Annotated in this window: 25 protein-coding genes and 2 pseudogenes; 20 read left to right on the forward strand and 7 right to left on the reverse strand. The window is 70.3% G+C overall.

Features of this window, described 5'->3' with window-relative positions; translation table 11 throughout:
- The 3 genes from CTZ28_RS38890 to CTZ28_RS38900 all read left to right on the forward strand — a co-directional run.
- A partial coding sequence (locus tag CTZ28_RS38890; RefSeq protein ID WP_147481263.1) for a GNAT family N-acetyltransferase occupies positions 1-239 on the forward strand: 239 nt, incomplete at its 5' end.
- A gap of 31 nt (positions 240-270) precedes the next feature.
- The gene (locus CTZ28_RS38895) at positions 271-552 is read left to right on the forward strand and encodes a (4Fe-4S)-binding protein (protein ID WP_121894487.1); all 282 of its coding nucleotides are present in this window, start codon (positions 271-273) and stop codon (positions 550-552) included.
- Positions 553-638: 86 nt separating this feature from the next.
- Positions 639-1,559 (forward strand): NADP-dependent oxidoreductase, encoded by a 921-nt coding sequence (locus tag CTZ28_RS38900; RefSeq protein ID WP_121894488.1) that lies wholly within the window; start codon positions 639-641, stop codon positions 1,557-1,559.
- Positions 1,560-1,577: 18 nt separating this feature from the next.
- Here the strand turns inward: CTZ28_RS38900 and CTZ28_RS38905 are convergent, their stop codons facing one another.
- Positions 1,578-2,255: a GOLPH3/VPS74 family protein gene (locus CTZ28_RS38905; RefSeq protein ID WP_121894489.1), complete on the reverse strand. Its 678-nt coding sequence runs from the start codon at positions 2,253-2,255 to the stop codon at positions 1,578-1,580.
- 249 nt (positions 2,256-2,504) lie between these two features.
- On the opposite strand from CTZ28_RS38905, the gene CTZ28_RS38910 reads away from it, so the two are divergent.
- A complete protein-coding gene (locus tag CTZ28_RS38910; protein ID WP_121894490.1) occupies positions 2,505-4,244 on the forward strand; it encodes a pyruvate dehydrogenase in 1,740 nt (579 codons plus the stop codon).
- 84 nt (positions 4,245-4,328) lie between these two features.
- Here CTZ28_RS38910 and CTZ28_RS49395 read toward each other — a convergent pair whose 3' ends face one another.
- The 3 genes from CTZ28_RS49395 to CTZ28_RS38925 all read right to left on the reverse strand — a co-directional run bounded on the left by CTZ28_RS49395 (position 4,329) and on the right by CTZ28_RS38925 (position 6,486).
- Positions 4,329-4,637 carry an NAD(P)-binding domain-containing protein gene (locus CTZ28_RS49395; protein ID WP_220795532.1) on the reverse strand — a complete coding sequence of 103 codons (309 nt, stop codon included), beginning with the start codon at positions 4,635-4,637 and terminating at the stop codon, positions 4,329-4,331.
- Between the two features lie 125 nt (positions 4,638-4,762).
- On the reverse strand, positions 4,763-5,365 hold the full coding sequence (locus CTZ28_RS38920; protein WP_121894491.1) for a response regulator transcription factor: 603 nt from the start codon (positions 5,363-5,365) through the stop codon (positions 4,763-4,765).
- Positions 5,362-6,486 (reverse strand): sensor histidine kinase, encoded by a 1,125-nt coding sequence (locus CTZ28_RS38925; protein WP_121894492.1) that lies wholly within the window; start codon positions 6,484-6,486, stop codon positions 5,362-5,364. The genes CTZ28_RS38920 and CTZ28_RS38925 overlap by 4 nt, the downstream gene beginning before the upstream one ends.
- A 134-nt stretch (positions 6,487-6,620) precedes the next feature.
- Between CTZ28_RS38925 and CTZ28_RS38930 the strand changes: the two genes are divergently transcribed.
- From CTZ28_RS38930 to CTZ28_RS38960, 8 genes and pseudogenes are all read left to right on the forward strand, one after another.
- Positions 6,621-7,502, forward strand: coding sequence for an ABC transporter ATP-binding protein (locus CTZ28_RS38930; RefSeq protein WP_121894493.1), 882 nt, complete (start codon positions 6,621-6,623; stop codon positions 7,500-7,502).
- Positions 7,503-7,537: 35 nt separating this feature from the next.
- Positions 7,538-8,257 (forward strand): ABC transporter permease, encoded by a 720-nt coding sequence (locus CTZ28_RS38935; RefSeq protein WP_121894494.1) that lies wholly within the window; start codon positions 7,538-7,540, stop codon positions 8,255-8,257.
- Between the two features lie 137 nt (positions 8,258-8,394).
- Complete coding sequence (locus CTZ28_RS38940; RefSeq protein ID WP_121894495.1) at positions 8,395-9,099, forward strand: VanZ family protein; 705 nt, start codon at positions 8,395-8,397, stop codon at positions 9,097-9,099.
- 70 nt (positions 9,100-9,169) lie between these two features.
- Positions 9,170-9,865, forward strand: a complete 696-nt coding sequence (locus CTZ28_RS38945; protein WP_121894496.1) for a response regulator transcription factor — start codon at positions 9,170-9,172, stop codon at positions 9,863-9,865.
- Positions 9,858-10,937 carry a sensor histidine kinase gene (locus tag CTZ28_RS38950; protein ID WP_121894497.1) on the forward strand — a complete coding sequence of 360 codons (1,080 nt, stop codon included), beginning with the start codon at positions 9,858-9,860 and terminating at the stop codon, positions 10,935-10,937. The genes CTZ28_RS38945 and CTZ28_RS38950 overlap by 8 nt, the downstream gene beginning before the upstream one ends.
- A 120-nt stretch (positions 10,938-11,057) precedes the next feature.
- The gene (locus tag CTZ28_RS38955) at positions 11,058-12,266 is read left to right on the forward strand and encodes a hypothetical protein (protein WP_121894498.1); all 1,209 of its coding nucleotides are present in this window, start codon (positions 11,058-11,060) and stop codon (positions 12,264-12,266) included.
- Between the two features lie 76 nt (positions 12,267-12,342).
- A pseudogene (locus CTZ28_RS49780) lies at positions 12,343-12,448 on the forward strand (IS5/IS1182 family transposase); the annotation flags it as partial.
- A pseudogene (locus tag CTZ28_RS38960) lies at positions 12,436-12,719 on the forward strand (DUF4291 family protein); the annotation flags it as partial. The pseudogenes CTZ28_RS49780 and CTZ28_RS38960, both read left to right, overlap by 13 nt.
- 76 nt (positions 12,720-12,795) lie before the next feature.
- On the opposite strand, the gene CTZ28_RS38965 reads toward CTZ28_RS38960, so the two are convergent.
- Both CTZ28_RS38965 and CTZ28_RS38970 read right to left on the reverse strand, forming a co-directional pair.
- Positions 12,796-13,815 carry a DUF4331 family protein gene (locus tag CTZ28_RS38965; RefSeq protein ID WP_121894499.1) on the reverse strand — a complete coding sequence of 340 codons (1,020 nt, stop codon included), beginning with the start codon at positions 13,813-13,815 and terminating at the stop codon, positions 12,796-12,798.
- A 238-nt stretch (positions 13,816-14,053) separates the two neighbouring features.
- Positions 14,054-14,254: a hypothetical protein gene (locus CTZ28_RS38970; RefSeq protein ID WP_121894500.1), complete on the reverse strand. Its 201-nt coding sequence runs from the start codon at positions 14,252-14,254 to the stop codon at positions 14,054-14,056.
- Positions 14,255-14,423: 169 nt separating this feature from the next.
- On the opposite strand from CTZ28_RS38970, the gene CTZ28_RS38975 reads away from it, so the two are divergent.
- Together CTZ28_RS38975 and CTZ28_RS38980 are read left to right on the forward strand one after the other, a co-directional pair.
- Positions 14,424-15,698, forward strand: a complete 1,275-nt coding sequence (locus tag CTZ28_RS38975) for a sensor histidine kinase (RefSeq protein WP_259472012.1) — start codon at positions 14,424-14,426, stop codon at positions 15,696-15,698.
- A gap of 85 nt (positions 15,699-15,783) precedes the next feature.
- A complete protein-coding gene (locus CTZ28_RS38980; protein ID WP_121894502.1) occupies positions 15,784-16,491 on the forward strand; it encodes a response regulator transcription factor in 708 nt (235 codons plus the stop codon).
- A 105-nt stretch (positions 16,492-16,596) separates the two neighbouring features.
- On the opposite strand, the gene CTZ28_RS38985 is transcribed toward CTZ28_RS38980, so the two are convergent.
- A complete protein-coding gene (locus CTZ28_RS38985) occupies positions 16,597-17,613 on the reverse strand; it encodes a Gfo/Idh/MocA family protein (RefSeq protein ID WP_121894503.1) in 1,017 nt (338 codons plus the stop codon).
- A gap of 117 nt (positions 17,614-17,730) precedes the next feature.
- On the opposite strand from CTZ28_RS38985, the gene CTZ28_RS38990 reads away from it, so the two are divergent.
- The 6 genes from CTZ28_RS38990 to CTZ28_RS39015 all read left to right on the forward strand — a co-directional run bounded on the left by CTZ28_RS38990 (position 17,731) and on the right by CTZ28_RS39015 (position 23,328).
- On the forward strand, positions 17,731-18,480 hold the full coding sequence (locus tag CTZ28_RS38990; protein WP_121894504.1) for a GntR family transcriptional regulator: 750 nt from the start codon (positions 17,731-17,733) through the stop codon (positions 18,478-18,480).
- A 211-nt stretch (positions 18,481-18,691) separates the two neighbouring features.
- The gene (locus tag CTZ28_RS38995; protein WP_121894505.1) at positions 18,692-19,696 is read left to right on the forward strand and encodes a sugar ABC transporter substrate-binding protein; all 1,005 of its coding nucleotides are present in this window, start codon (positions 18,692-18,694) and stop codon (positions 19,694-19,696) included.
- Positions 19,693-20,751 (forward strand): ABC transporter permease, encoded by a 1,059-nt coding sequence (locus tag CTZ28_RS39000; RefSeq protein WP_121894506.1) that lies wholly within the window; start codon positions 19,693-19,695, stop codon positions 20,749-20,751. The genes CTZ28_RS38995 and CTZ28_RS39000 overlap by 4 nt, the downstream gene beginning before the upstream one ends.
- Positions 20,748-21,539 (forward strand): ATP-binding cassette domain-containing protein, encoded by a 792-nt coding sequence (locus CTZ28_RS39005; protein WP_121894507.1) that lies wholly within the window; start codon positions 20,748-20,750, stop codon positions 21,537-21,539. The genes CTZ28_RS39000 and CTZ28_RS39005 overlap by 4 nt, the downstream gene beginning before the upstream one ends.
- Before the next feature lie 65 nt (positions 21,540-21,604).
- Entirely contained in the window at positions 21,605-22,750 is a 1,146-nt protein-coding gene (locus tag CTZ28_RS39010) for an ROK family glucokinase (protein WP_121894508.1), read from the forward strand.
- Positions 22,747-23,328 (forward strand): sugar kinase, encoded by a 582-nt coding sequence (locus CTZ28_RS39015; RefSeq protein WP_121894509.1) that lies wholly within the window; start codon positions 22,747-22,749, stop codon positions 23,326-23,328. Before CTZ28_RS39010 ends, CTZ28_RS39015 begins: the two co-directional genes overlap by 4 nt.
- Positions 23,329-23,426: the final 98 nt, after the last annotated feature.

Here is a 23,426-nt window from a genome sequence, read left to right on the forward strand (position 1 = left end):
TGGCGGGCGTCGCGGAATACATCCGTACGGCGGAGCTCGTCGCGTTCGTGCACACCGAGGTGGCGGCGGAGTACGAGGGCAGGGGAGTCGGGTCCGCGCTGGCGCGCACCGCCCTTGACGAGGCACGCGCCGCGAACCTGCGGGTGCTGGCCACCTGCCCCTTCTTCGCGGGCTGGATCAGCCGGCACCCCGAGTACCAGGACCTGCTGTACCAGTCCCGCAGCAAGGTCAGTGACTGAAGAGCCGAGCACGGCAGTAATGGAGGCGGGCATGAGCGGCGAATCCGAGCGGAAGGCATACCGGACGGAGTCGATCACGGTGACCTTCGAGGCCAGACGCTGCCTCCACGCCGCCGAATGCGTCCAGGGGCTGCCCGAGGTGTTCGACCCGGCGAAGCGCCCGTGGATCCAGCCGGGCAACGCCACGGTCGAACGCCTGGTCGAAGTGGTGGGGCGCTGCCCCTCGGGTGCGCTGCGGTACGAACTCGTGGACGGCGGGACAGAGACCCCTGACGGCTCACCGCGATCACCCGCAGTTCCACCGGGCAGGTGACCGTGCGCGGTGAGCTGAGTGTGGTCAGTGACGCCGCCGTGCCCACTTCCCCGCAAAAAAGTCCCCGAGAGCTTGGATCCGAGCACATGTCGTCTGCAGTGCAGTTCTCCGAGTACGGCACCCCTGATGTGTTGCGTGTCGTCGATGTTCCGCCGCTCACCGCGGGCCCCGGGCAGGTACGGCTCGCGGTACGGGCCGCAGGTGTCAACCCGATCGACTGGAAGATCCTGCACGGCTCCATGCGCCAGGTGATGCCCCTCGACCTTCCGGCCGGTCTCGGCTCCGACGTGGCCGGCGTGGTCGACCAGGTCGGCGAGGGCGTGACCGCCTTCAGCGTCGGTGACGAGGTGCTGGGGGCCTCCCTCACCCCCTCCTACGCGCAGTCCGCGCTCGCCGACCCCACCGCACTGGTCGCCAAGCCGGCCGCTGTCCCGTGGGAGGTCGCCGCGACCCTGGCCGGTACGGGTATCACCGCCTGGGAGGTTCTCCACAAGCTGAAGCTCTCTGCGGGTGAGACGCTGCTGGTTCATGCCGCCGCGGGTGGCGTGGGCACGTTCGCCGTGCAGCTGGCCGTCGCCCGCGGTGCGCGTGTCATCGGCACCGCCAGCGAACGCAACCATGAACAGCTCCGCTCCTTCGGTGCGGAACCGGTCAGCTATGGCAAGGGCCTGGTCGACCGCGTACGGGCGATTTCCCCCCGGGGAGTCGACGCGGTCCTCGATGCCTCCGGTCGCGGTGAGATTCCGGACTCGATCGAACTCGCCGGCGGCCCGACACGCGTCCTCTCACTCGTGGCCTTCGACGCCACGAGCACCGGAATCCAGATCCACATGACCGAGCCGGGAGCGGGCGGTCCCGAAGCGCTCCGGGACATCCTCGCCCTCATCGAGGCGGGACGGCTGCGGGTGCCCATCTCGGGTACCTACCCCCTCGACGAGGTTGCGGCGGCACTGGAAGCGAGCCGGTCCGGACACCCGGGCGGCAAGCTCGTAGTACTCCCGGTGTAAGGGGAAGGGGGATGCTCCTCAGTCGGCAGCGGTGGTCGCGGCGACGGTGCTTCCTGCCGTGATCGCCATCAACGTGCGCATCACGGCGGTGTTGACCGCGTCCGCTCCCCAGGATCCCTTCTCGAATTCCTTTGCGCGCTCGTAGACCTTCCCCGACCACGGAATGGTGCGGTGGAGGCTGGGCAGGCTGCCACTGGCGGAGATGAGCCCGATCAGTACCGCAGTACGATCGCCGGGCGTCCTTCCGTCCACCAGGGCAGCGCGCACCTCCCGCAGGACTTCGGCCCTGTGCCGGGTATTCGCGACGGACAGGGACGTCGTGTGGAAGAGGCCCAGCCTCCGCTTTCGCTCCCGGCTCACCATGCCCCGCTCGACGAGTCGGTCGAGGACCGTGCCGCGCAGCTCCCCGCCGATCTCGACAAGGAGCGTCTGGACGCCTTGTGTGCGTTCGGCCGTCTTCCGGTACGCGGCCTGGAGCAGCGGATCCGTGACCGAACGGCCCGAAACGGCGTGCACCTTGAGGCCGGTCAGTCCCGTGTCGCCCTCAGCAACCGTCACATTGCCGCGGAGGGCGAGCTCGGACAGCACGGCCCCGCCGAGCGTGTAGTACAGCGTTCCCTCGCCGGCGATCGCCCCGGATCTGTCGTCCATCAGCGTGAGCAGCAGATCCTCGACGATCAGCATCTCGTCCTGCATGGCCTCTCCTTGAGCGGTGGGGTGCTCTGAACCGGCTATCGCATCCCATGGCCGACCGCCCGTCCCGCAGACGTACGGTGCCTCCTCGATGGCTCTACGGTCTCCCGGGCACCTCGCGTCCGCCATGGCGGGCTGTCACCACTTCCCATGACAAATGTCACCCAGGTTCTAAGGTAGATGCATCAACTATATTGAGGCTGTCGAGAGTCACCTGAGACAGGTGTGCAGCCCGAGGGGAGAAGTCCGGCGATGCGGAATCTGACCGTGGCCCAGCAGATGGTGGACATCCTGCGCCAGGCGGGCGTGGAGCGGATCTACGGCGTGGTGGGCGACAGCCTGAACTCGGTGGTCGACGCGGTGCGCCGTACCGACGGCATCGAGTGGGTGCATGTACGGAACGAGGAGGCCGCCGCCTTCGCTGCGGCAGCGGAGGCACAGCTGACCGGCAGGCTCGCGGTGTGTGCGGGAAGCTGTGGCCCCGGAAACACACATCTGATCCAGGGGCTGTACGACGCGCACCGCTCCGGTGCGCCCGTGCTGGCACTCGCCTCGCACATCCCGTCCCACCAGATCGGCACCGGCTTCTTCCAGGAGACCCACCCGGAACGGCTGTTCACCGAGTGCAGCGACTACTGCGAGCTGATCAGCACCCCCGGGCAGCTGCCCCGGGTTCTGCGGATCGCCATGCAGCGGGCTCTTGGCAACAGCGCGGTGTCGGTCCTGGTGATACCTGGCGATGTCGCGCACGGCGAGGCGACGCGTCCGACAGGAAGCAGCGACCTGGTCACTGAGCGCGGCCGGGTCGTCGCGCCGGACACCCAGGTTCGGGGGCTGGCCGAGAGGCTGAACGCGGCACGGAAGGTGATGCTGTTCTGCGGTGCGGGAGTGCGGGACGCGCACGCCGAGGTCATGGCGCTCGCCGAGAAGGCTGCCGCCCCCATCGGGCACACCCTGCGGGGCAAGGAGTGGATCCAGTTCGACAACCCGTACGACGTGGGCATGAGCGGTCTGCTGGGCTACGGCGCCTGCTTCGACGCGATGCACGAGGCCGACCTGGTCGTCCTGCTCGGCACCGACTTCCCGTACAACGACTTCCTGCCGCAGGCGCGGACCGTGCAGATCGACCACGATGCCGGCCGCCTCGGCCGTCGCACGCTTCTGGAGCTCGGGGTCCACGGCGACGTCCGGGAGACGCTGCGGGCTGTGCTGCCGTTGGTCGGGGCGAAGCGGGACCGTACCTATCTGGACCGGATGCTGCACAAGCATGCCAGGTCGCTGGAGACGGTGGTCTCCGCCTACACCCACGACGTCGAGCGGCACACCCCGATCCACCCTGAGTACGCGGCCTCGGTTCTGGACGAACTCGCTGCCGACGACGCCGTGTTCACCGTGGACACCGGCATGTCCAACGTGTGGGCGGCGCGTTATCTGACCCCCAATGGGCGGCGCCGGGTGATCGGTTCGTTCCTGCACGGCACGATGGCCAACGCGCTGCCGCATGCCATCGGCGCGCAGTTCGCTTACGCGGGCCGCCAGGTGATCTCGATGTCGGGCGACGGTGGACTGGGCATGCTCATGGGCGAGTTGCTCACAGTGAAGCTGCACGATCTGCCGGTGAAGACGATCGTCTTCAACAACTCCTCCCTGGGCATGGTGAAGTTGGAGATGCTGGTCGAGGGGCTGCCCGAGCACGAGACTGACCACGAGCCGGTGGACTACGCGGCGATCGCCCGCAGCGCGGGCATCGAGGCGATCCGCATCGAGCGCCCCGGGGATGTCGTCGAGGGACTCAAGCGGGCGCTCGCCCACGACGGACCGTTCCTGGTCGACCTGGTGACCGACCCCAACGCGCTGTCGATCCCGCCGCACATCTCGGCCGCCCAGGTCAAGGGATTCGCCTTCGCCGCGGGCCGGACAGTGCTCGACGGGGGCGTCGGCAAGATGCTCGACCTGGCCCGCGCCAACCTGCGAAACATACCCCGTCCCTGAGGCGGTCGCCGTCCTCGTCGAGGCCCAGTCCTGCGGCGAAGCCCTGCGCGGCCGAGGGCGGACGGATGGTCGGCGATCCGGCGATCAGGCCGCGCGCTCTGCCGACTCCGCGGCAGCGGCCCGTGCACTGAGTACGCTCTTTCCGAACGGCTCGGTGCCCGGTTCCAGTCGTATCCCTTCGGCCAGGGGGCTGGCCATGACGGGGTCAAAGCCGCCTGCGTCGACCATGCGCGCGACGGTGGTGAGGTCGTCCTGATCCTTGACCACCCGTGCATCCGCCAGGTAGTCCCGCACGATCTCGCTGGAGGAGGTCAGCGGGTCGGTCAGGTCCTCGCGACTGCCGTCGACTTCCCACCAGCAGTTCATGGCGTCAATCACGAGCTTGCCGCGCAATGCGTCGAGGGGGAGAGCACGGTACTTGCCGAGCGGCAGCGCCAGGGGCGCTGATCGACTGGTTGCCGTAGATGAGGTCGAAGCGGCCGACGCCGAGTGCCTTGATCGCGCGGGCCAACTTGCGGTCACAGCCAGTCGTGTTCGCGGGCGTACCGTGCCGCTTCGTGTCGGGTCTGGGTCTGGGTCTTGCGCATCGCGTTGGAGAGATAGTTGCGGACGGTGCCTTCGGCGAGGTGGAGCTGACGGGCGATGTCGGCGGCGGAGTAGCCGTCGGCTGTGGCGCGTAGGACGTCGGTCTCGCGGTCGGTGAGGGGGCAGTCGTCGATGAGGGCGAGTGCGGAGACGTCCGGGTCGATCCAGCGCCGTCCCTTGTGCAGGAGCGCGATGACGGACGTGATGTGTGCCGGTTCGGCGGACTTGCTGACGAACCCCTGGACACCGAGTTTCAGGGCCCGGCGCAGTACTCCGGGCCGGGCGTGCCTGGTCAGCATGAGGATGACCTGGTCCGGCCGGACGCTGCGGATCGCCGAGACGGCGCTGAGCCCGTCGGTGCCGGGCATCTCCAGGTCGATGACGAGTACGTCGGGCCGGTGGCGCAGGGTGGCACGGACCGCGTCCTCGCCGTCCTCGGCTTCGGCGAGGACGGTGATGTCGCCTTCCAGCGGCAGCAGCGCGGCGAGAGCCTTGCGCAGCAGTGCTTCGTCATCGGCGAGTACGATCGTGGTCATCGGGTCTCCTGTGCCTCGGGGCCGGGCGGCGGGAAGACGGCGGCGGTCAGGAAACGCCCGTCCTTCTGGTCCACGGTGAGCCTTCCCCCGTTGGCGGCCACGCGCTGTTCGAGGACGCCGAGACCGCTGAGTTCGGGGAGTGGCTTGTCCGGTGCGCCGTCGTTGGTGATGGTGATGCCGGACTCGGACAAGGTGATCTGCACGTCCCGGGCCTGGGCGTGCCGCAGGATGTTGGTGGTTGTCTCGCGCAGGACCTGGCCGAGCAGCTCGCCCGTGCGGCTGTCCGCGTCCGCGGTGCTGCGGATGTGTACCTCGATGCCGGCGGCCTCGAACAGGTTCTTCGCGTTCTCCAGCTCGGCGGGGAGGTTGAGTCGACGCTGTGCGTAGACGAGTTCCTTGGTCTGGGCGATGGTGTCGCCGACCAGCGAGTGGATCTCGCGCAGTTCCTGCTCCGCCCGGCCGGGGTCGCGGTGCACCAGCTTCTGCGCGAGGGCTACCTTGAGCTTCACCACGTGCAGGGTGTGGCCCTGGATGTCGTGCAGGTCGCTGGCGAACCGCATGCGTTCGCGCACCACGGCCAGTTCCGCCTCGCGCCGGCGTGACTCCTCCAGTTCATGGACGACGTCGTAGAACCGCTTGTTGGGGAACATCAGCCCCGTCACGATGGCGGTGACGCCCGCGGGGACGATGACATACCTGATCAGCACGTCACGGGGGTCGTCGTCCGTGATCAGGAAACGTGTCGCGCCCACGACGGCGACGTAGGCGACCAGGGCGACGGCGGCCGCGCCCCGATGGCGGCGCAGCCGCGGCACGGCCAGCGGGCCCACGATGGACAGGCCGAAGACCGCCTTCCCGCTCCCGGCCACCAGCGCACCGAAGAGCCAGACGCCCGCGGTGACGGCCAGGCACGGCACGGCGACTCGGGCCAGGCCGCCCGCCGCCCAGGACACGAAGGCCACCAGAGCCGCGGCCACACCCAGGCCCAGGACCACGGCGTCCCACCAGGACCCGGCGTCCAGCGCCACCGTCAGCACCCCGCCGACGGCGACCGGCGGGAGGACCATGACCAGGTTGAGCCGGCGCAGCCGCCCTCGCGTCGCCTCTGCAATGTCGGACATCGTGCGTCCAGTATTCGTGCGTATCTGCCGGTGCGCCAGTGACACCGTGTCATACATGTGTGGCAGGAATGTCACGGCACGGACGTGATACGGGACCACTACCGGGAGTGCGGCACGTCCGGTGAGATCGGGGCATGTCCACTGCAGCGGCCATCGAGGTCGAGAAGCTGAACGTCCGCTACGGCGATTTCCACGCCGTGAAGGATCTGTCGTTCCAGGTGCGGCGTGGCGAGTTCTACGCGCTGCTCGGCACGAACGGCGCCGGCAAGACCTCGGCCCTCGAGGTCGTCGCGGGTCACCGGCCGGCCGCTTCGGGCACCGTCCGCGTCCTGGGACGAAGCCCGCAGGACCGAGGTGCCGTGCGCCCGCGGATGGGCATCATGCTGCAGGAGAGCGGCTTCTCCCCGGACCTGACAGTGAAGGAGTCGGTCCGGCTGATCGGCACGCTGACCCGGCGGCACGACGACGCCGACCGCGTTCTGGGCGTCGCGGGTCTGAGCCGCAGGGCGGGCACCAAGGTGTCGCAGCTCTCCGGCGGCGAGAAACGCCGCCTGGACTTCGCCACCGCGGTGTACGGCGGACCTGAACTGCTCATCCTGGACGAGCCGACCACCGGCCTGGACGTCCAGTCCCGCGACGCGCTCTGGACCGCCGTGGACAGGCTGCGCGACGAGGGATCCACGATCGTGCTCACCACCCACTATCTCGAGGAGGCACAGCAACGCGCTGATCGCATCGGGCTCATGCACCAGGGGACCTTCCACCGCGAGGGGACCGTCGTCGAGCTGACGCAGACCCTGCCGTCGGTGATCAGCTTCGCCCTCCCGGCCGGCGCTCCGGAACCGCCGATGGCCGGTGCGCGCGTCGATGGGGCCTTCCGCATCGAGACCTTCAGCCTCCAGGAGGACCTCTACCGACTGCTGGGCTGGGCTCACGACGCCGGGACGGACCTGCGGGAGCTGCAGGCCGGTCCGACCCGCCTCGACGACGTCTTCCGCGCCATCACCGGCGACTGAACCCACCTGTCTTTGCCACGAAGGGACCCACACCCATGTTCGTGATCGCTCGCAGTGAGCTGATCCAGATGTTCCGGAACCGGCTGGTTCTGGTCACCGGTCTCGTCGTACCGGTCGCCGTCAGCGCGTTCTTCGTCCGCCAGCACAAGATCTTCGAGGACATGGCCGGCCTCGGCTACATCGCGGCGATCGTGATGTTCACCGTGATGGCCTTCGGGCTCTACACCACGGCCGTGACCACGCTGGCCTCGCGCCGGCAGAACCTCTTCCTCAAACGGCTGCGCTCCACCGCCGCGGGCGACGCCGACATCCTCACCGGGCTGCTCCTGCCGATCACCGTCATCGCACTGATCCAGGTGGCCGCGATCCTGATCGTGCTGGGCGTGGTCGCCACCGCACCGGCCCAGATCCCGCTCCTCTCGGCCGCCGTCCTGGCGACGCTGGCCATGATGGTCTGCCTGGCACTCGCCACCGCGGGACTCACGAACTCGCCGGAACACGCCCAGGTGACCACGCTGCCGGTCAGCCTGTCGGTGATCGCGGTTGCCAGCTGGGTAGGCATCACCGGCACCGAAGACCTCGCCCCGCTCAAGCGGCTGCTTCCCGCCGGCGCGGCCACCGAACTGGTCGTCAACGCCTGGGAAGGCGACGTCCCCGTCGCGGACTCACTGATCCTGCTGGTTCCCACACTGGGCTGGGTCGTCGTCGCCCTCGCGCTCGCCTCCCGCCTCTTCCGTTGGGAACCACGCCGATGAGCCCGGCCGGGCGCGGCCGACAGCAGCGCGAACACCGCCGGCTTGCGCCGGTTCCCTGATGCCGGGGGTTCCGGGTATCGCGGGCGTATCGAAAATCGCATACGCCACCGCAACGGCCCTCCGTCTCCCATGAGGGCATGAACCACAACGTGTCCCTGTCAGCACCGCCCCGTCGCACGCGCAGCATCGTGCTCACCAGCCTGGCGATCCTCGGCATGGCGAGCGCCGTGTTCGTCGTGCGGCGGCCGCTCATGATGTCCGCTCCGAGGTGCATGGCCGGGCGGTGGCACGGCTGCTTCGACACGTTCAACGGTGTGGTGCTCATCGCGTTGGCCGCGCTGCCGTTGGCCGCGCTGGTGGTGTGGGCTCTGGCGCGCCGTCGGCGTGCCGCCGGCGTCACCTCGGCATGGCGGATGTCGCTGGCCGAGGTGGGCATGGTCCACGGGACGGTGCCGTTCCTGTGGATGACCATGATGCCGGGCGCCGGGGCCGGCACCGTCCCCGGCCGGGTGAGCCTCGTACCGCTGCGGGACCTGCTCACGATGGGTCCGGTCGGGATCATCGGCAACCTGCTGGTCTTCGCGGCGCTGGGGTTCTTCGCCCCGATGCGGTTCGCGGTGCTGGCGTCCGTGCCGCGGATCCTGGCGCTCGGGGCGGGCTGCTCGGCCCTGGTCGAAACCGCGCAGTACGTCCTGCGCCTCGACCGGGTGTCCTCCGTGGACGACGTCCTGGTCAACGCCGCCGGTGCCGTGCTGGCCGCGCTGGCGTCGCGCCGCTGGTGGCGCACCACGGAGGAGGCGCCGTCCGGCCGGCCCCGCCCCGCGCCGGCACCGGCAGGCTGAGTCGCGTGTCCGGTGCGCACATGTCTCTCCGCATACGCCGGCGATATGTCGTGCTGCCTAGGCTTCGGACATGCGCGTACTGATCGTGGAGGACGAGCCCTACCTGGCCGAGGCCGTCCGTGACGGTCTGCGGCTGGAGGCGATCGCCGCCGACATCGCCGGCGACGGCGACTCCGCCCTGGAACTGCTCAGCGTCAACTCCTACGATCTCGCGGTCCTCGACCGTGACATCCCCGGCCCCTCCGGCGACGAGGTCGCGCGGCGCATCGTCGCCTCCGGCAGCGGCATCCCGATCCTCATGCTCACCGCCGCCGACCGGATCGACGACAAGGCTTCCGGGTTCGGGCTCGGCGCAGACGACTACCTCACCAAACCGTTCGAGCTGCGGGAACTCGTCCTGCGGCTGCGGGCGCTCGACCGCAGACGCGCGTACGCCCGGCCCCCGGTCCGCGAGATCGCGGGCCTGCGGCTCGACCCCTTCCGCCGGGAGGTCTTCCGCGACGGACGCTATGTCGCCCTCACCCGCAAGCAGTTCGCCGTGCTGGACGTCCTCGTCGCCGCCGACGGCGGGGTCGTCAGCGCCGAAGAGCTGCTGGAACGGGCCTGGGACGAGAACGCCGACCCCTTCACCAACGCGGTGCGCATCACCGTCTCCGCACTGCGCAAACGGCTCGGCGAACCATGGATCATCGCCACGGTGCCGGGTGTCGGCTACTGCATCGACACCGGCCCCGGCACCACCCGCCCCGGCAGTACGCATGCGTAGACGCCCAGGGCTCAGCGCCCGGCTGAAACTCACCCTCAGCTACGCCGGATTCCTCGCCGTCGCCGGCGCTCTCCTGCTGACCGTGGTGTGGGTGTTCCTGCTGCGCTACGTACCCGACACCCCCAAGGGCCTGCTCGGGATCTCGCCCAACCGCTACCTCCTTGTGCACACCTTCGCCCCCGCCGCGGCCGTGGCGATGGGCTTCCTGCTCGTGTTCGGTCTCGTCGGGGGATGGGTCCTCGCCGGCCGGATGCTCGCACCGCTCACCCAGATCACGGCCGCGGCAGGGACGGCCGGGAACGGATCGCTGTCCCACCGGATCCGCATGGCGGGCCGCCGGGACGAATTCCGTGAACTCGCCGACGCGTTCGACACCATGCTCGAACAACTCGAGTCGCACGTCGCCGAGCAGCAGAGGTTCGCCGCGAACGCCTCCCACGAACTGCGCACCCCGCTGGCCATCTCGCGGACGCTCCTCGACGTCGCCCGCAAGGACCCGACACGGGACCAGGACGAACTCTTCGAACGCCTGCAGACGGTCAACACGCGCGCGATCGACCTCACCGAAGCCCTTCTGCTGCTCAGCCGCAGCGACCGCGGGAACGTCACCCGTGAGAGCGTCGACCTCTCTCTCGTCGCGGAGGAAACCGCCGAAACGCTGCTCCCTCTCGCCGAACAGCGCGGGATCACGCTCGATGTCACCGGCGGGGCGACCTGGACCGGCGGCTCCGCGGAGCTCCTGCTGCGGATGGTGACGAACCTCGTCCAGAACGCCGTCGTCCACAACCTCCCCGTCGGCGGCACCGTGACGGTCCACACCGAGGCGCGGGGCGACGCGAGCGTGCTGCGGGTCGAGAACACGGGCCATCCGCTCCCACCGGAACTGGTGCCGACCCTCACCGAACCCTTCCAGCGCGGAACGGAACGCGTACGCACCGACGAGCACGCCGGTGTCGGCCTCGGCCTGGCCATCGTGCACAGCATCGTCCGCGCCCACGACGGGACCCTCGACCTCGTCCCCCGCCCCGCCGGCGGTCTCCTCGTCACCGTCCGGCTTCCCGGCACGCCGTAGGCATCGGCCACGTTCAGCGCGCGGTCATACTGCCGCCGTGGCGGCGCAAACTCACCCTCGTACGACTTAGGCCGACACGGCGGACGTGGGTCGTCCGCCGGCGGATCACACGGAGTCAACGTGGGAAGTTTCACCAGAAGGAACGTCATCGCCGGACTCGCCCTGGTCGGCGCGGCCGTGACGACGGCCCCCTTGACGGCGGTACCGGTGGCGGCGGCACCCGTGGCTGTGGCGCCTGTGGTTGCGGCCCCCGCGCAGGCGGCCCAGACATGGGAGTTCATCGGCAAGGACGTGTTCACCGGCGAGGCCGAGAACTCGCGCAACCAGGGCGTCACCACTGACGGCACGCACTGGTACTTCTCCAGCACCAACGGGCTGGAGATCACGGACATGCAGTACAACACACTCCGCAAGAGCTCCCCGGCCATCGCGCCCGCACTGGCCAACCCCTCGGCGCTCGCCTACAAGGGCCTGAACCACATCGGCGACATCGACTACGCCAACGGCAAGCTCTACATCTCGCTCGACACCAGCACGCGCGACTCGGTCACGGGCAGCCGTTACGACACCCCGGTGTTCGCCGTCCACAACGCCGCCGACCTGAGCTACACCGGCGAGGCCGCCGCCCTGAACCCGCCGCACGGCGTGCGGGACATCGCAAGCTGGGTGGCCGTCGACACACACAAGGGCCTCGCCTACGGCATGGCCTACGACAACGCGACGGAAATCGCCGTCTACAACCTGCGCGACTGGACGTTCAACAGATACATCCCGCTGTCGCAGACGGTCGACCAGGCCCAGGGCGGCAAGATCCACGACGGCTGGATGTACTTCGCCTCGGACGACGCGGGGAAGAACATCTCCCGCGCCAACCTGACGACCGGCGAGGTCCAGGTGCTCTTCGATCTCGCGGTTCCCTACGATCAGGAGGTCGAAGGCCTGTCGTTCCTGGAGACACGGGACGGTCTGACCCTCAACATCCTCAACCGGGAGGAGCCGGATCCGAACGGTCCCGGCAACGTCACCTTCTACCACTATCGGCTGAAGGCGCCGGGCACGCCGGTCATCAAGGGCTCGCCGAAGGTCGGCGGGTATGTGACGGCCGACCCGGGCAAGTGGACCCCCGACGCGAAGTTCAGCTACCAGTGGCTCGTGAACGGCGAGCCGGTGGCGGGCGCGACCAGGCCGCGGTTCCACCTCTTGGGGAAGTACCTCGCCGACACGGTGACCGTCCGGGTGACCGGCACATGGGCCGACAAGACGTCGAGCACCGTCGAGTCAGGGCCGCTGACGGTCGTGCCCTGCTCCGGGGGTCACGACGCGGACTGACCCCCGTTGTGGCGACGCGCCCGGGCCCCACCACCGGCGCGTCGCGCCCGAGCCGGACCGACAGCTCCGCGGCCACCACGACAGCCAGGCGCTGAAGTCCGCCGATACGGGGCACACTTCCCCTCCGCTCCCGACGCGGGCCGCGTCGACGACGACCCGCCAGGCTCCACGGCGACAAAGGGTCACGTTTCTGTGGATGATGTATCACTGCGGGTGGGGTGCCAAAGAAGGTCAGGAGACCGTTCTCGCTGTCGAGATCTCCCGTGAAGGCTTCGAGTGGGCGCACACCTCTACGCCGACGAGTGGATCGTCTCCGTCACCGACGTCACCCCGCTCGCCCGCACGATCCACGCGCACGTACAGGCCGGAGAACTGGATGCCGCACGGCAACTCCTGCCCCGTGAACGCCCCTACCCCGTGCACCACGGGATGCCGGCGCATCTGAGCCGATGAGCCCGGACCGGCGGACGGCTTCGGCGGCCGAGCCGGTCCGTGCGAACGAGTCCGCAGGTGCGTTCTGCCGGAAACCTCAGGTGGCCGCTGCCGGGTGCGGGTCGCCGAGGTACGGGAACCGGTCCAGGGTGTCGGTGTGCGGCGTCAGACCGGTGGGTGGTGCCTCGTTCTTGGTGAGGAACGCGACGCGGATGTCGATGACGTCTTCGGTGAACGTCCGGCCGTTGGGGTACGCGGCCGGCTTGGCGGGGTCGAAGTGCAGCACGTCCGGCAGGATGCCGTGCTCGTCGAGCGCGGTGATCGCCTCCTCGGGCGTGTAGCCGCCAGTGTGGCCCAGCAGGTGGACGAACTGGTCCGTCCATCTGGCGCGGTCGTTGACCGGCTCGCCGGCGTTGTACTCCTCCTTCGTGTCGTCGGTGTTGAAGAAGCTGCTCACCGACGGGTGTCCGGCCCGGTCCGCATGGATGAGTTCGCCGTCGCGCAGGACACTGCACCGGCCCCAGATGTGCAGCTCGGGCTTGGGCGCCAGCTCCGCGGTCGGCAGCTCGACGGCCATGGAGAAGACATTGGCCGTGCTGTTGGAGTCGACGCCGGTCCACGGGGACCGCTCGCCCAGATGCGGGGCGGTGAAATTCCGGTTGCCGCTGGTGTCGAACAGATTCTTGATGCCGTCGAAGTCGAAGAAGAAGGCGTCGCTGCGGCTGCCGGCGGCCACCTTGTGGTCTCCGCTGCTGATCACGTTGGCCCGGGGGCCGAAGGAGACGGCGGCGTCCGACACGATCCTGGTGCCGACCGCCTCGGGGCTGCGGGACTCCGTACCGGTTGCCATGAAGACGCTGTAGGTCTGGGCGCCGGTGGCTGTCGGCGGGCTGAAGACCCAGCTGAAGGCGATGTCCGTCAGGTAGTCGCCGTCGTTGTCGATGTTCAGCCGGTACACGGCGTCGGGGTGCAGGGCATCGGCGTTGGGATTGGCGTTGAGGATGAGCACGGTCCTGCTCGGATCGCCGGGGGCGGCAAAGGCGTAGAGGTCGCACAGATCGAGGCGCTGGTCGCCGAGCGGCGGCCCGAGGCTGAGGCCGGTGAAGTGATTGGACATGTCGGGCGGGTCCTCTGCTCGTTCGCTGAAAAACCGTCAGAGCGCCACGGCCGTTCCGCAGTTCGTGAAGTGCCGGGGCGGTGCAGCCACGCTAGCCCGACGGACCGGTCCGGCCGCCGACAGCGAAAGTGCCGCTGCCGAACAGCCCTCGAATGGGTCACCGACACCAGCAGCGCCCGGACGGCGTGAGCTGTACCGGGGTCGTCCTGCGAGCAGTAACACGGGCAGGGGCCGCGGTTCAGCCGGGTCCCCGGCTCTCCGCCGCCGCGAACAGCGCGAACGCGAGCGCGATCAGGGCGATACAGACGTAGACGCCGTACCCGTCGAGAAAACCCAGCCGTTGGACCAGCCCCACGTGCCAGTCGGTGAACTCGTGCACGAGGCCCAGGACCCCCTGCGCCAGGGCGAGGAAACCGATCAGCTCCAGAAACTGCTTCATGCCGCGAGCCTCGCGCCCCGGCTTTCCGTCGTCCATCGGCCGTGCGGCCCCCCAAAGCCGCCACGGGTGGACGGTCTGCGCCGCCAGGACCGCCGAAAGTATCCGGCGCCGTGACTTTGGTCGGCGATCCGGCGCTCGGCCCCCGCCCGCCCGCCGTCCCCGCGTAGATTTGTCGACCGTGAGTGGTACGCAGGACGCGCAGCCGCAGCCGGCGGCGCACGGTTTCCAGGGCCGACGGTGGCTGTTCCCGTCGGCCGTGATCCATGAGCTGGACCCGGACGCCGGACCGGCCGGGCGACGGCCGCGGCGCACCGCACGCGACTGGGTCGTCGACTTCTTCTGTTTCCTGCTGGCCGTCGTCCTGGGTCTGGCGGGCGCCGAGACGCTGCGCGACGAGACCGGTCTCGCCCACTCCTTCGCCGTCTTCGACCAGCTGCTGGGCGCCCTGGCCTGCGCCGCCCTCTGGCTGCGCCGCCGCTGGCCGGTCGCGCTCGCCGTCGCCATGATCCCGGTCGGCTTCCTGTCCAACTCCGCCGGCGGCGCCAGCCTGGTCGTCCTGTTCACGCTCACCGTGCACCGGCCCCTGCGGTACGTGGCCTGGATCGGCGGTGCCGACCTCGCCCTGGTCCCGGTCTTCTACTGGCTGCGCCCCGACCCGACCATGTCCTATCCGGGCGTCGTCGCGATCACCACGCTGGTCATGGTCTCCGTCATAAGCTGGGGCATGTTCGTCCGGTCCAAACGGCAGCTGATGGTGAGCCTGCGGGACCGGGCCCGGCGCGCCGAGACGGAGGCGCGGCTGCGGGCCGAGCGGGCGCAGCGGCTCGCCCGCGAGGCCATCGCCCGGGAGATGCACGACGTGCTCGCGCACCGGCTCACCCTGCTCAGCGTGCACGCGGGAGCCCTGGAGTTCCGGCCCGACGCGCCCCGCGAGGCGGTCGTGCGGGCGGCCGGGGTGATCCGGGAGAGCGCCCACGAGGCGTTGCAGGACCTGCGCGAGATCATCGGTGTGCTGCGGACGGGCGACGCCGACGACGCCGGCCGCCCGCAGCCGACGCTGGCCGCGCTGGAGTCCCTGGTCGCCGAGTCCCGCGAGGCGGGCACCAAGGTCGGCCTGGACAGCCGGGTCAGCGATCCCGGCACCGTGCCCGCCGCCGTCGGCCGCACCGCGTACCGCATCGCCCAGGAGGGCCTGACCAACGCCCGCAAGCACGCGCCCGGAACCGAGGTCACCGTGACCGTCACCGGCGCCCCCAGTGACGGCCTGACCGTCGTGGTGCGCAACACGGCACCCGACGGCGACGTCCCGCACGTCCCCGGCTCCGGCCAGGGTCTGATCGGCCTCACCGAACGCGCGACGCTGGCCGGCGGCCGGCTCGACCACGGCGCCACCGGGGACGGCGGCTTCGAGGTGCGGTCGTGGCTGCCGTGGGGCGCCGCCTGAGACGACGTCCACGCCGCCCAGGCGGGCCGTCGAGCCGTACCCCGTGCGCCCCCGGGGGCCGGACACCCGTGATTACGTGAGGGACATGACTGCGATCAGACTGCTCCTCGTCGACGACGACCCGCTCGTGCGGGCGGGCCTGGCTCTCATGATGGGCGGCGCCGACGACATCGAGATCGTCGGCGAGGCATCTGACGGGAGCGAGGTCGAGGCGCTCGTCGACCGCACCCGTCCGGACGTCGTCCTGATGGACATCCGCATGCCGTCGATGGACGGGCTGACGGCCACGGAGCGGCTGCGCGGCCGCGATGACCCGCCGCAGGTCGTGGTCCTCACCACCTTCCACGCCGATGAACAGGTGCTGCACGCCCTGCGCGCGGGCGCCGCCGGCTTCGTCCTCAAGGACACCCCGCCCGCCGAGATCGTCGCGGCCGTGCGCCGGGTCGCGGGCGGTGATCCCGTCCTGTCGCCCACCGTCACCCGCCAGCTGATGGCGCACGCGGCCGGCACTGCCGCCGACACCCGCCGCTCCCGCGCGCGCGAGCGGCTCGCCGCGCTCAACGACCGCGAGCGGGAGGTCGCCGTCGCGGTCGGCCGCGGCCTCGCCAACGCCGAGATCGCCGCCGCGCTCTTCATGAGCGTCGCCACCGTCAAGACCCACGTCTCCCGCGTCCTCGCCAAGCTGGGCCTCAACAACCGCGTGCAGATCGCCCTCCTCGCCTACGACGCGGGACTCCTCGATGGCACGGACCCCACGCACGGCAGGCCCGGCACGGACGGCGCCGGGCGCTGAAGCGCTCCGCTGGAACTGCCGCGCTGTGCCGTCGGTCGTCTGCGGCACCATCGTGGCTGGTCGCGCAGTTCCCCGCGCCCCTTCAGGGCGCTACCGAACCGCGGCTCACGTTCGGCGTGCCCCGCCTTCGACCTCCGCCAGCCGCACGGGCCGCCGCTCCCGGCGGGACACCTCGCAGGCCTCGGCGACGCGCAGGGCCTGCAGCGCCTCGTGCCCGTCGCAGGGATTGGCCCGCTCACCGCGCACCACCTCGACGAAGGCGCACAGCTCGGCCTCGTAGGCGGGGCCGAACCGTTCCAGGAACCCGGCCCAGGGCTTGTCCGCGGGCGGCGGCCCGGTCGGTTCGGTCGAGGCGACAGGCGTGCGGTCGTCCAGCCCCACCACGACCGTGTCCAGCTCCCCGGCCAGCTCCATCCGTACGTCGTAGCCCGCGCCGTTCAGCCGGGTCGCCGTCGCCGTGGCCAGCGTCCCGTCGTCCAGCGTGAGCGCGGCCGCCCCCGTGTCGATGTCACCGGCCTCCCGGAACATCGCGGGACCGGCGTCGGAACCGGTCGCGTACACATCGACGACCTCGCGTCCGGTCACCCAGCGCAGCGCGTCGAAATCGTGGATCAGGGTGTCCCGGAACAGGCCGCCCGACAGCGGCAGCCACGCGGGCGGGGGAGGGGACTGGTCGGCGGTCAGGGCCCGCACCGTGTGCAGCCGCCCGAGCCGCCGTGCGCGCACCGCCTCCCGCGCGCCCGCGTACCCCGCGTCGAACCGCCGCTGGAAGCCCATCTGCAGGACCGTGCCGGCCGCGTCGACCTCCGCGAGCGCGTGCAGCGTGCCCGGCAGGTCGAGGGCGATGGGCTTCTCGCAGAAGACGGGCAGCGCGGAGCGGGCCGCGCGGCCGATCAGTTCGGCGTGGGCCGAGGTCGCCGTGGTGATCACCACGGCGTCCACTCCCCAGGTGAAGATCTCGTCCACTCCGGGCGCCGCCGTCTCGCCCAGGCGGTGCGCCAGTTCCTGGGCCCGCGCCGGGTCCGCGTCCGTGAGGATCAGCGAACCGACCTCGCGATGACGGCTGAGCGTGTTCGCATGAATGGTGCCGATGCGGCCCGTACCGATGACCCCGATGCGCATGAGAACAAAGTGAGGGCCGACCCCGGACGCTGTCAATCCGTATGTCCGGACAATCGAACCTCACAACTTCCCGTCAACCGGCCACGGAGCTACGCTCGGCCCGTGCCGAAACCAGAAGTGGACCCGACCGCAACGCTCGATCTCAGAGTGGACCGCACCTCGCCGGTCCCGTTGTACTTCCAGCTGTCCCAGCAGCTGGAGGCCGCGATCGAGCACGGAGCGCTCACGCCCGGCAGTCTGCTCGGCAACGAGATCGAGCTGGCCGGGCGGCTCGGCCTGTCCCGCCCCACCGTCCGCCAGGCCATCCAGTCCCTCGTCGACAAGGGGCTGCTCGTCCGCCGCCGTGGGGTCGGCACCCAGGTCGTGCACAGCCAGGTCAAACGCCCGCTGGAACTGAGCAGCCTCTACGACGACCTGGAGGCGGCCGGCCAGCGCCCCGCGACCTCCGTCGTCGTCAACACCGTCGTCCCCGCGTCCGCCGAGGTGGCGGCGGCACTCGGCGTGGCCGAGGGCAGCGAGGTGCACCGCGTCGAGCGACTGCGGCTGGCGCACGGCGAGCCGATGGCGTACCTGGTCAACCACCTGCCGCCCGGCCTGCTCGACCTGGACACCGGGCAGCTGGAGGCCACCGGCCTGTACCGGCTGATGCGCGCCGCCGGGATCACCCTGCACAGCGCCCGGCAGTCCATCGGGGCCCGCGGCGCCACGGCACCCGAGGCGGAGCGGCTCGGCGAGGCCGAGGGCGCCCCGCTGCTCACCATGCAGCGCACCACCTTCGACGACACCGGCCGCGCGGTCGAGTTCGGCGACCACATCTACCGGCCGTCCCGCTACTCCTTCGAGTTCCAGCTGCTCGTACGGCCCTGACGAGCCGCTCGTACGACAGGCTCGTACGGCCCCGGCGGCCCTCCCTCCTCCGCGGCGGGTTCGTCGCAATGTCCGGACAATCTGACCGATCGGCCCTCCCCGGCGCAGGACGCCCGAGCCCCGTGTTCGACAATGGGACGTTTGGGGCTGCCGGCCCGATCATCGGCAGCCCCTCGCGTACGTCAGAGCACGGCAAGAAGGGCACGGCCTCGTGGCACGGTTTCGGACCTGGGTAGGCATCGCGGTGGCGGGGGCGCTGGGCGCGACCCTCGCCGGGTGCAGCAGTACCGGCGGCAAACGGGCCGAGGACGCCCGCAAGGCAGCGGCGGCCCAGGGCAGGGCGGCGGTGGACACCCCCCGCTGGACCTTCGCGATGATCACCCACTCGGGAGACGGCGACACGTTCTGGGACATCGTGCAGAACGGCGCAAAGCAGGCCGCCGTCAAGGACAACATCGACTTCCTCTACTCACACGACGACGAGGCCCAGCAGCAGGCGCAGCTCGTGGACGCGGCCGTCGACAAGAAGGTCGACGGGATCATCGTCACCCTCGCCAAGCCCGACGCGCTGAAGGCGGCCCTGGCTCGCGCCCGGAAGGCAGGCATCCCGGTGATCACGGTCAACTCGGGCTCGGCGGAGTCCAAGGCGTTCGGCGCCCTCGCGCACATCGGGCAGGACGAGACCGTGGCGGGCGAGGCGGTCGGCGAGGAGCTGAACGAGCGCGGCCGCAAGAAGGTCCTGTGCGTCCTGCACGAGCAGGGCAACGTCGGCCACGAGCAGCGCTGCGCCGGCGTCGCCGAGACCTTCCACGGCACGGTCGACAACCTCTACGTCAACGGCACCAACATGCCCGACGTGCAGTCCGCGATCGGGGCCAGGCTCCAGGCCGACACGTCCGTCGACGCCGTCGTCACCCTCGGCGCGCCCTACGCGGACACCGCGGTCAAGGCGCGGTCGGACGCGGGCAGCAAGGCCGAGATCGACACCTTCGACCTCAACGCCAAGGTCGCCGCCGGGCTGACGGACGGCAGCCTCGGCTTCGCGGTGGACCAGCAGCCCTACCTCCAGGGCTACGAGGCTGTTGACCTGCTGTGGGCGTACCGGTACAACGGCGACGTCCTCGGCGGCGGCCGGCCGGTGCTCACCGGGCCGCAGATCGTCACCGAGGACGAGGCGGCGAAGCTGGCGGACTACACGAAGCGGGGCACGCGATGAGCGCGCCGCCGACGTCCTCCGACAAGCTGCCGACCTCCTCCGACGAAAGGATTCTGCGGACCTCGCCGCTGCGCAGGCTGCTGAGCCGCCCCGAACTGGGCTCGGTGGTCGGCGCGCTCGCCGTCTTCCTGGTCTTCGCCGTCGCCGCCGACGGCTTCCTGCGCGCGGCCAGCCTCAGCACGGTCCTGTACGCGTCCTCGACGATCGGCATCATGGCGGTCCCCGTCGCACTCCTGATGATCGGCGGCGAGTTCGACCTGTCCGCCGGGGTGATGGTGACGTCCTCCGCGCTGATCTCATCGATGTTCAGCTACCAGATGACGGCGAACGTCTGGGTCGGCGCCGGGGTCTCCCTCCTCGCCACGCTCGCGATCGGCGCCTTCAACGGCTTCGTGCTCACCCGCACCCGGCTGCCCAGCTTCATCGTCACGCTGGGCACCTTCCTGATGCTGACCGGCATGAACCTCGGCCTCACCAAGCTGATCGACGGCACCGTCTCGACCAAGACGATCGCCGACATGGAGGGGTTCCCCGCGGCCCGCGCCCTGTTCGCCTCGACACTGACCCTCGGCGGCGTCGACTTCAAGATCACCATTGTGTGGTGGCTGGCCCTGGTCGCGGTCGCGTCCTGGATCCTGCTGCGCACCCGCGTCGGCAACTGGATCTTCGCGGTCGGCGGCAACCAGGACGCGGCCCGCGCCGTCGGCGTCCCGGTCGAGAAGACCAAGATCGGCCTCTATATGGGCGTGGCCCTCGGCGCCTGGATCGCCGGCCAGCACCTGCTCTTCTCGTACGACGTCGTGCAGTCCGGCGAGGGCGTCGGCAACGAGCTGATCTACATCATCGCGGCCGTCATCGGCGGCTGCCTCATCACCGGCGGCTACGGCAGCGCCATCGGCTCGGCGGTCGGCGCGCTCCTGTTCGGCATGACGAGCAAGGGCATCGTCTTCGCCGAGTGGAACCCCGACTGGTTCAAGTTCTTCCTCGGAGCGATGCTGCTCCTCGCGACCCTGCTCAACGCCTGGGTCCGCAAGCGCGCGGAGGCGACCCCATGACGCAGAACGAGACGCGCACCCCCCTCGTGGAGCTGTCCGACGTCAGCAAGCACTACGGCAACGTCCGCGCCCTGGAGGGTGTCTCGCTGGAGGTCCATCCCGGCGACGTCACCTGCGTCCTCGGTGACAACGGCGCGGGCAAGTCGACCCTGATCAAGATCGTCGCGGGGCTGCACGAGCACGACGGCGGAGTGCTGCGCATCGAGGGCGAGGAGACCCGCCTCACCTCCCCGCGCGACGCCCTGGACCGGGGCATCGCCACGGTCTACCAGGACCTCGCCGTCGTCGGCCTGATGCCGGTGTGGCGCAACTTCTTCCTCGGCTCGGAGCCCCGGACCGGCTTCGGCCCGTTCAGACGCCTGGACGCCGACCTGATGCGCCGCACCACCCACGCCGAACTGCTGCGCATGGGCATCGACCTGAGGGACGTCGACCAGCCGATCGGCACCCTGTCCGGCGGCGAACGCCAGTGCGTGGCCATCGCCCGGGCGGTGCACTTCGGCGCCAAGGTCCTGGTCCTGGACGAACCGACCGCGGCACTGGGGGTGAAGCAGTCCGGTGTGGTCCTCAAATATGTGGCCGCGGCACGTGACCAGGGACTGGGCGTTATCTTGATCACTCATAACCCGCATCACGCGTACCTGGTGGGGGACCGGTTCGTCCTGCTGCGGCGCGGCACCATGCTGGGCAATCACACACGGGACGAGATCACCCTGGACGAGCTGACCGGTCAGATGGCGGGCGGAGCCGACCTGGAGGCGCTGCGCCACGAACTGCAGCGCGGTTGAGCGGCCCGGCCCCATCAGGTCCCCGTACCGCACCCACCCCCCGCGGTGAGGCAGAATCGGCCCTGATGAGCACCTACCGCGACCTCACGGCCCCCATCGGATCCCGCAGAGCCCCCGTCCTGCGCACGGTCGGCACGCGAGAACGCCGGTCCCACCTGACCGCCCCCCGAGTCCCCACCGTGGGCATCGACATCGGCGGCACGAAGGTCATGGCGGGCGTCGTCGACGCCGACGGCAACATCCTGGAGCGGCTGCGCACCGAGACCCCGGACAAGTCCAAGAGCCCCAAGGTCGTCGAGGACACCATCGTCGAACTGGTCCTCGACCTGTCCGACCGGCACGACGTGCACGCGGTGGGCATCGGCGCGGCGGGCTGGGTCGACGCCGACCGCAACCGCGTGCTGTTCGCCCCCCATCTGTCCTGGCGCAACGAGCCGTTGCGCGACCGGCTGGCCGGCCGGCTCGCCGTGCCCGTCCTGGTCGACAACGACGCCAACGCCGCCGCCTGGGCCGAGTGGCGCTTCGGCGCGGGCCGCGGCGAGGACCACCTCGTCATGATCACGCTGGGCACCGGCATCGGCGGCGCCATCCTGGAGGACGGCCAGGTCAAGCGGGGCAAGTACGGTGTCGCCGGCGAGTTCGGCCATATGCAGGTCGTGCCCGGCGGGCACCGCTGCCCGTGCGGCAACCGCGGTTGCTGGGAGCAGTACAGCTCGGGCAACGCGCTGGTCCGCGAGGCCAAGGAACTCGCCGTCGCCGACTCCCCGGTGGCGTACGGGATCATCGAGCACGTCAAGGGCAACATCGACGACATCACCGGCCCGTTGATCACCGAACTGGCCCGCGAGGGCGACGCGATGTGCGTCGAACTGCTCCAGGACATCGGCCAGTGGCTGGGCGTCGGCATCGCCAATCTGGCGGCAGCCCTCGACCCGTCCTGCTTTGTGATCGGCGGCGGTGTCTCGGCCGCCGACGACCTGCTGATCGGCCCCGCGCGGGACGCCTTCAAACGCCATCTCACCGGCCGCGGCTACCGCCCCGAGGCCCGCATCACCCGCGCCCAGCTCGGCCCCGAGGCCGGCATGGTCGGCGCCGCCGACCTCGCCCGGCTGGTCGCCCGCCGCTTCCGGCGGGCCAAGCGCCGCCGGGTGGAGCGCTACGAGCGCTACGAGCGGTACGCGGAGGCCCGCCGCCCCCGGGACACCGCATGACCGCGTCGCTGCCGCGCCAGGCCGAGCCGTCCGACACACCGGAACGGCCCGTCGAGAGCCCCGGCCGCAAGGCGCGCCGCCGGTCGCTCACCCTGCTGATCATCGTGCTGCTCATCGGCGTACCCGCCGGCTATCTGATGATCTCCGCCGCACAGAGCCGCGACAGCGGCAAGGACAAGGAGGCGAAGTACTCGTCGACCGGTCTGGCCGCGGGCTGGCCCTCGAAGGTGCAGCGCCGCCTCTACCAGGTGAACGTCCCGCACCCGGCGGACCAGCTCGCCTACTACGAGACCAACAACTGGAAGACCAGCAGGCTCTACGTCCAGTTCCGCACCACCGTCGCGGGACTCGACAGCTATCTGCAGGCGCTGGGCATGGAACGCGCCGACCTGAAGCCGGACGATCTCGCCATCGGCGACCGCGACCAGAAGATCACCGGCTGGGACTTCACGGGCCCCGGCCCGTGGTCGGGCTTCACCCTCAAGCAGAAGAACCCGGCGCCCAGCCAGGACGTGATCGTGAACATGTCCGACCCGACGTTCCCGATGGTGTACGTCGTCTCGCGCACGGTGCCCTGACGGCACCGGTACCGGCCTGCCGCCGGGGCCGATTGTCGGACCCCGCCCGTACAGTCGAAGACGTCTGGTCCGACGCACGGGCGGAAGGTGGCAGGACG

This window comes from Streptomyces shenzhenensis, assembly GCF_003688995.1.
Lineage (GTDB): Bacteria > Actinomycetota > Actinomycetes > Streptomycetales > Streptomycetaceae > Streptomyces > Streptomyces shenzhenensis_A.

Excerpts from the sequence above, each read along its gene's own strand:
- CTZ28_RS38895 (WP_121894487.1), top strand. The coding sequence starts at position 271 with ATGAGCGGCGAATCCGAGCGGAAGGCATACCGGACGGAGTCGATCACG.
- CTZ28_RS38900 (WP_121894488.1), top strand. The coding sequence starts at position 639 with ATGTCGTCTGCAGTGCAGTTCTCCGAGTACGGCACCCCTGATGTGTTG.
- CTZ28_RS38905 (WP_121894489.1), bottom strand. The coding sequence starts at position 2,255 with ATGCAGGACGAGATGCTGATCGTCGAGGATCTGCTGCTCACGCTGATG.
- CTZ28_RS38910 (WP_121894490.1), top strand. The coding sequence starts at position 2,505 with ATGCGGAATCTGACCGTGGCCCAGCAGATGGTGGACATCCTGCGCCAG.
- CTZ28_RS38920 (WP_121894491.1), bottom strand. The coding sequence starts at position 5,365 with ATGACCACGATCGTACTCGCCGATGACGAAGCACTGCTGCGCAAGGCT.
- CTZ28_RS38925 (WP_121894492.1), bottom strand. The coding sequence starts at position 6,486 with ATGTCCGACATTGCAGAGGCGACGCGAGGGCGGCTGCGCCGGCTCAAC.
- CTZ28_RS38930 (WP_121894493.1), top strand. The coding sequence starts at position 6,621 with ATGTCCACTGCAGCGGCCATCGAGGTCGAGAAGCTGAACGTCCGCTAC.
- CTZ28_RS38935 (WP_121894494.1), top strand. The coding sequence starts at position 7,538 with ATGTTCGTGATCGCTCGCAGTGAGCTGATCCAGATGTTCCGGAACCGG.
- CTZ28_RS38940 (WP_121894495.1), top strand. The coding sequence starts at position 8,395 with ATGAACCACAACGTGTCCCTGTCAGCACCGCCCCGTCGCACGCGCAGC.
- CTZ28_RS38945 (WP_121894496.1), top strand. The coding sequence starts at position 9,170 with ATGCGCGTACTGATCGTGGAGGACGAGCCCTACCTGGCCGAGGCCGTC.
- CTZ28_RS38950 (WP_121894497.1), top strand. The coding sequence starts at position 9,858 with ATGCGTAGACGCCCAGGGCTCAGCGCCCGGCTGAAACTCACCCTCAGC.
- CTZ28_RS38965 (WP_121894499.1), bottom strand. The coding sequence starts at position 13,815 with ATGTCCAATCACTTCACCGGCCTCAGCCTCGGGCCGCCGCTCGGCGAC.
- CTZ28_RS38970 (WP_121894500.1), bottom strand. The coding sequence starts at position 14,254 with ATGAAGCAGTTTCTGGAGCTGATCGGTTTCCTCGCCCTGGCGCAGGGG.
- CTZ28_RS38980 (WP_121894502.1), top strand. The coding sequence starts at position 15,784 with ATGACTGCGATCAGACTGCTCCTCGTCGACGACGACCCGCTCGTGCGG.
- CTZ28_RS38985 (WP_121894503.1), bottom strand. The coding sequence starts at position 17,613 with ATGCGCATCGGGGTCATCGGTACGGGCCGCATCGGCACCATTCATGCG.
- CTZ28_RS39000 (WP_121894506.1), top strand. The coding sequence starts at position 19,693 with ATGAGCGCGCCGCCGACGTCCTCCGACAAGCTGCCGACCTCCTCCGAC.
- CTZ28_RS39005 (WP_121894507.1), top strand. The coding sequence starts at position 20,748 with ATGACGCAGAACGAGACGCGCACCCCCCTCGTGGAGCTGTCCGACGTC.
- CTZ28_RS39010 (WP_121894508.1), top strand. The coding sequence starts at position 21,605 with ATGAGCACCTACCGCGACCTCACGGCCCCCATCGGATCCCGCAGAGCC.
- CTZ28_RS39015 (WP_121894509.1), top strand. The coding sequence starts at position 22,747 with ATGACCGCGTCGCTGCCGCGCCAGGCCGAGCCGTCCGACACACCGGAA.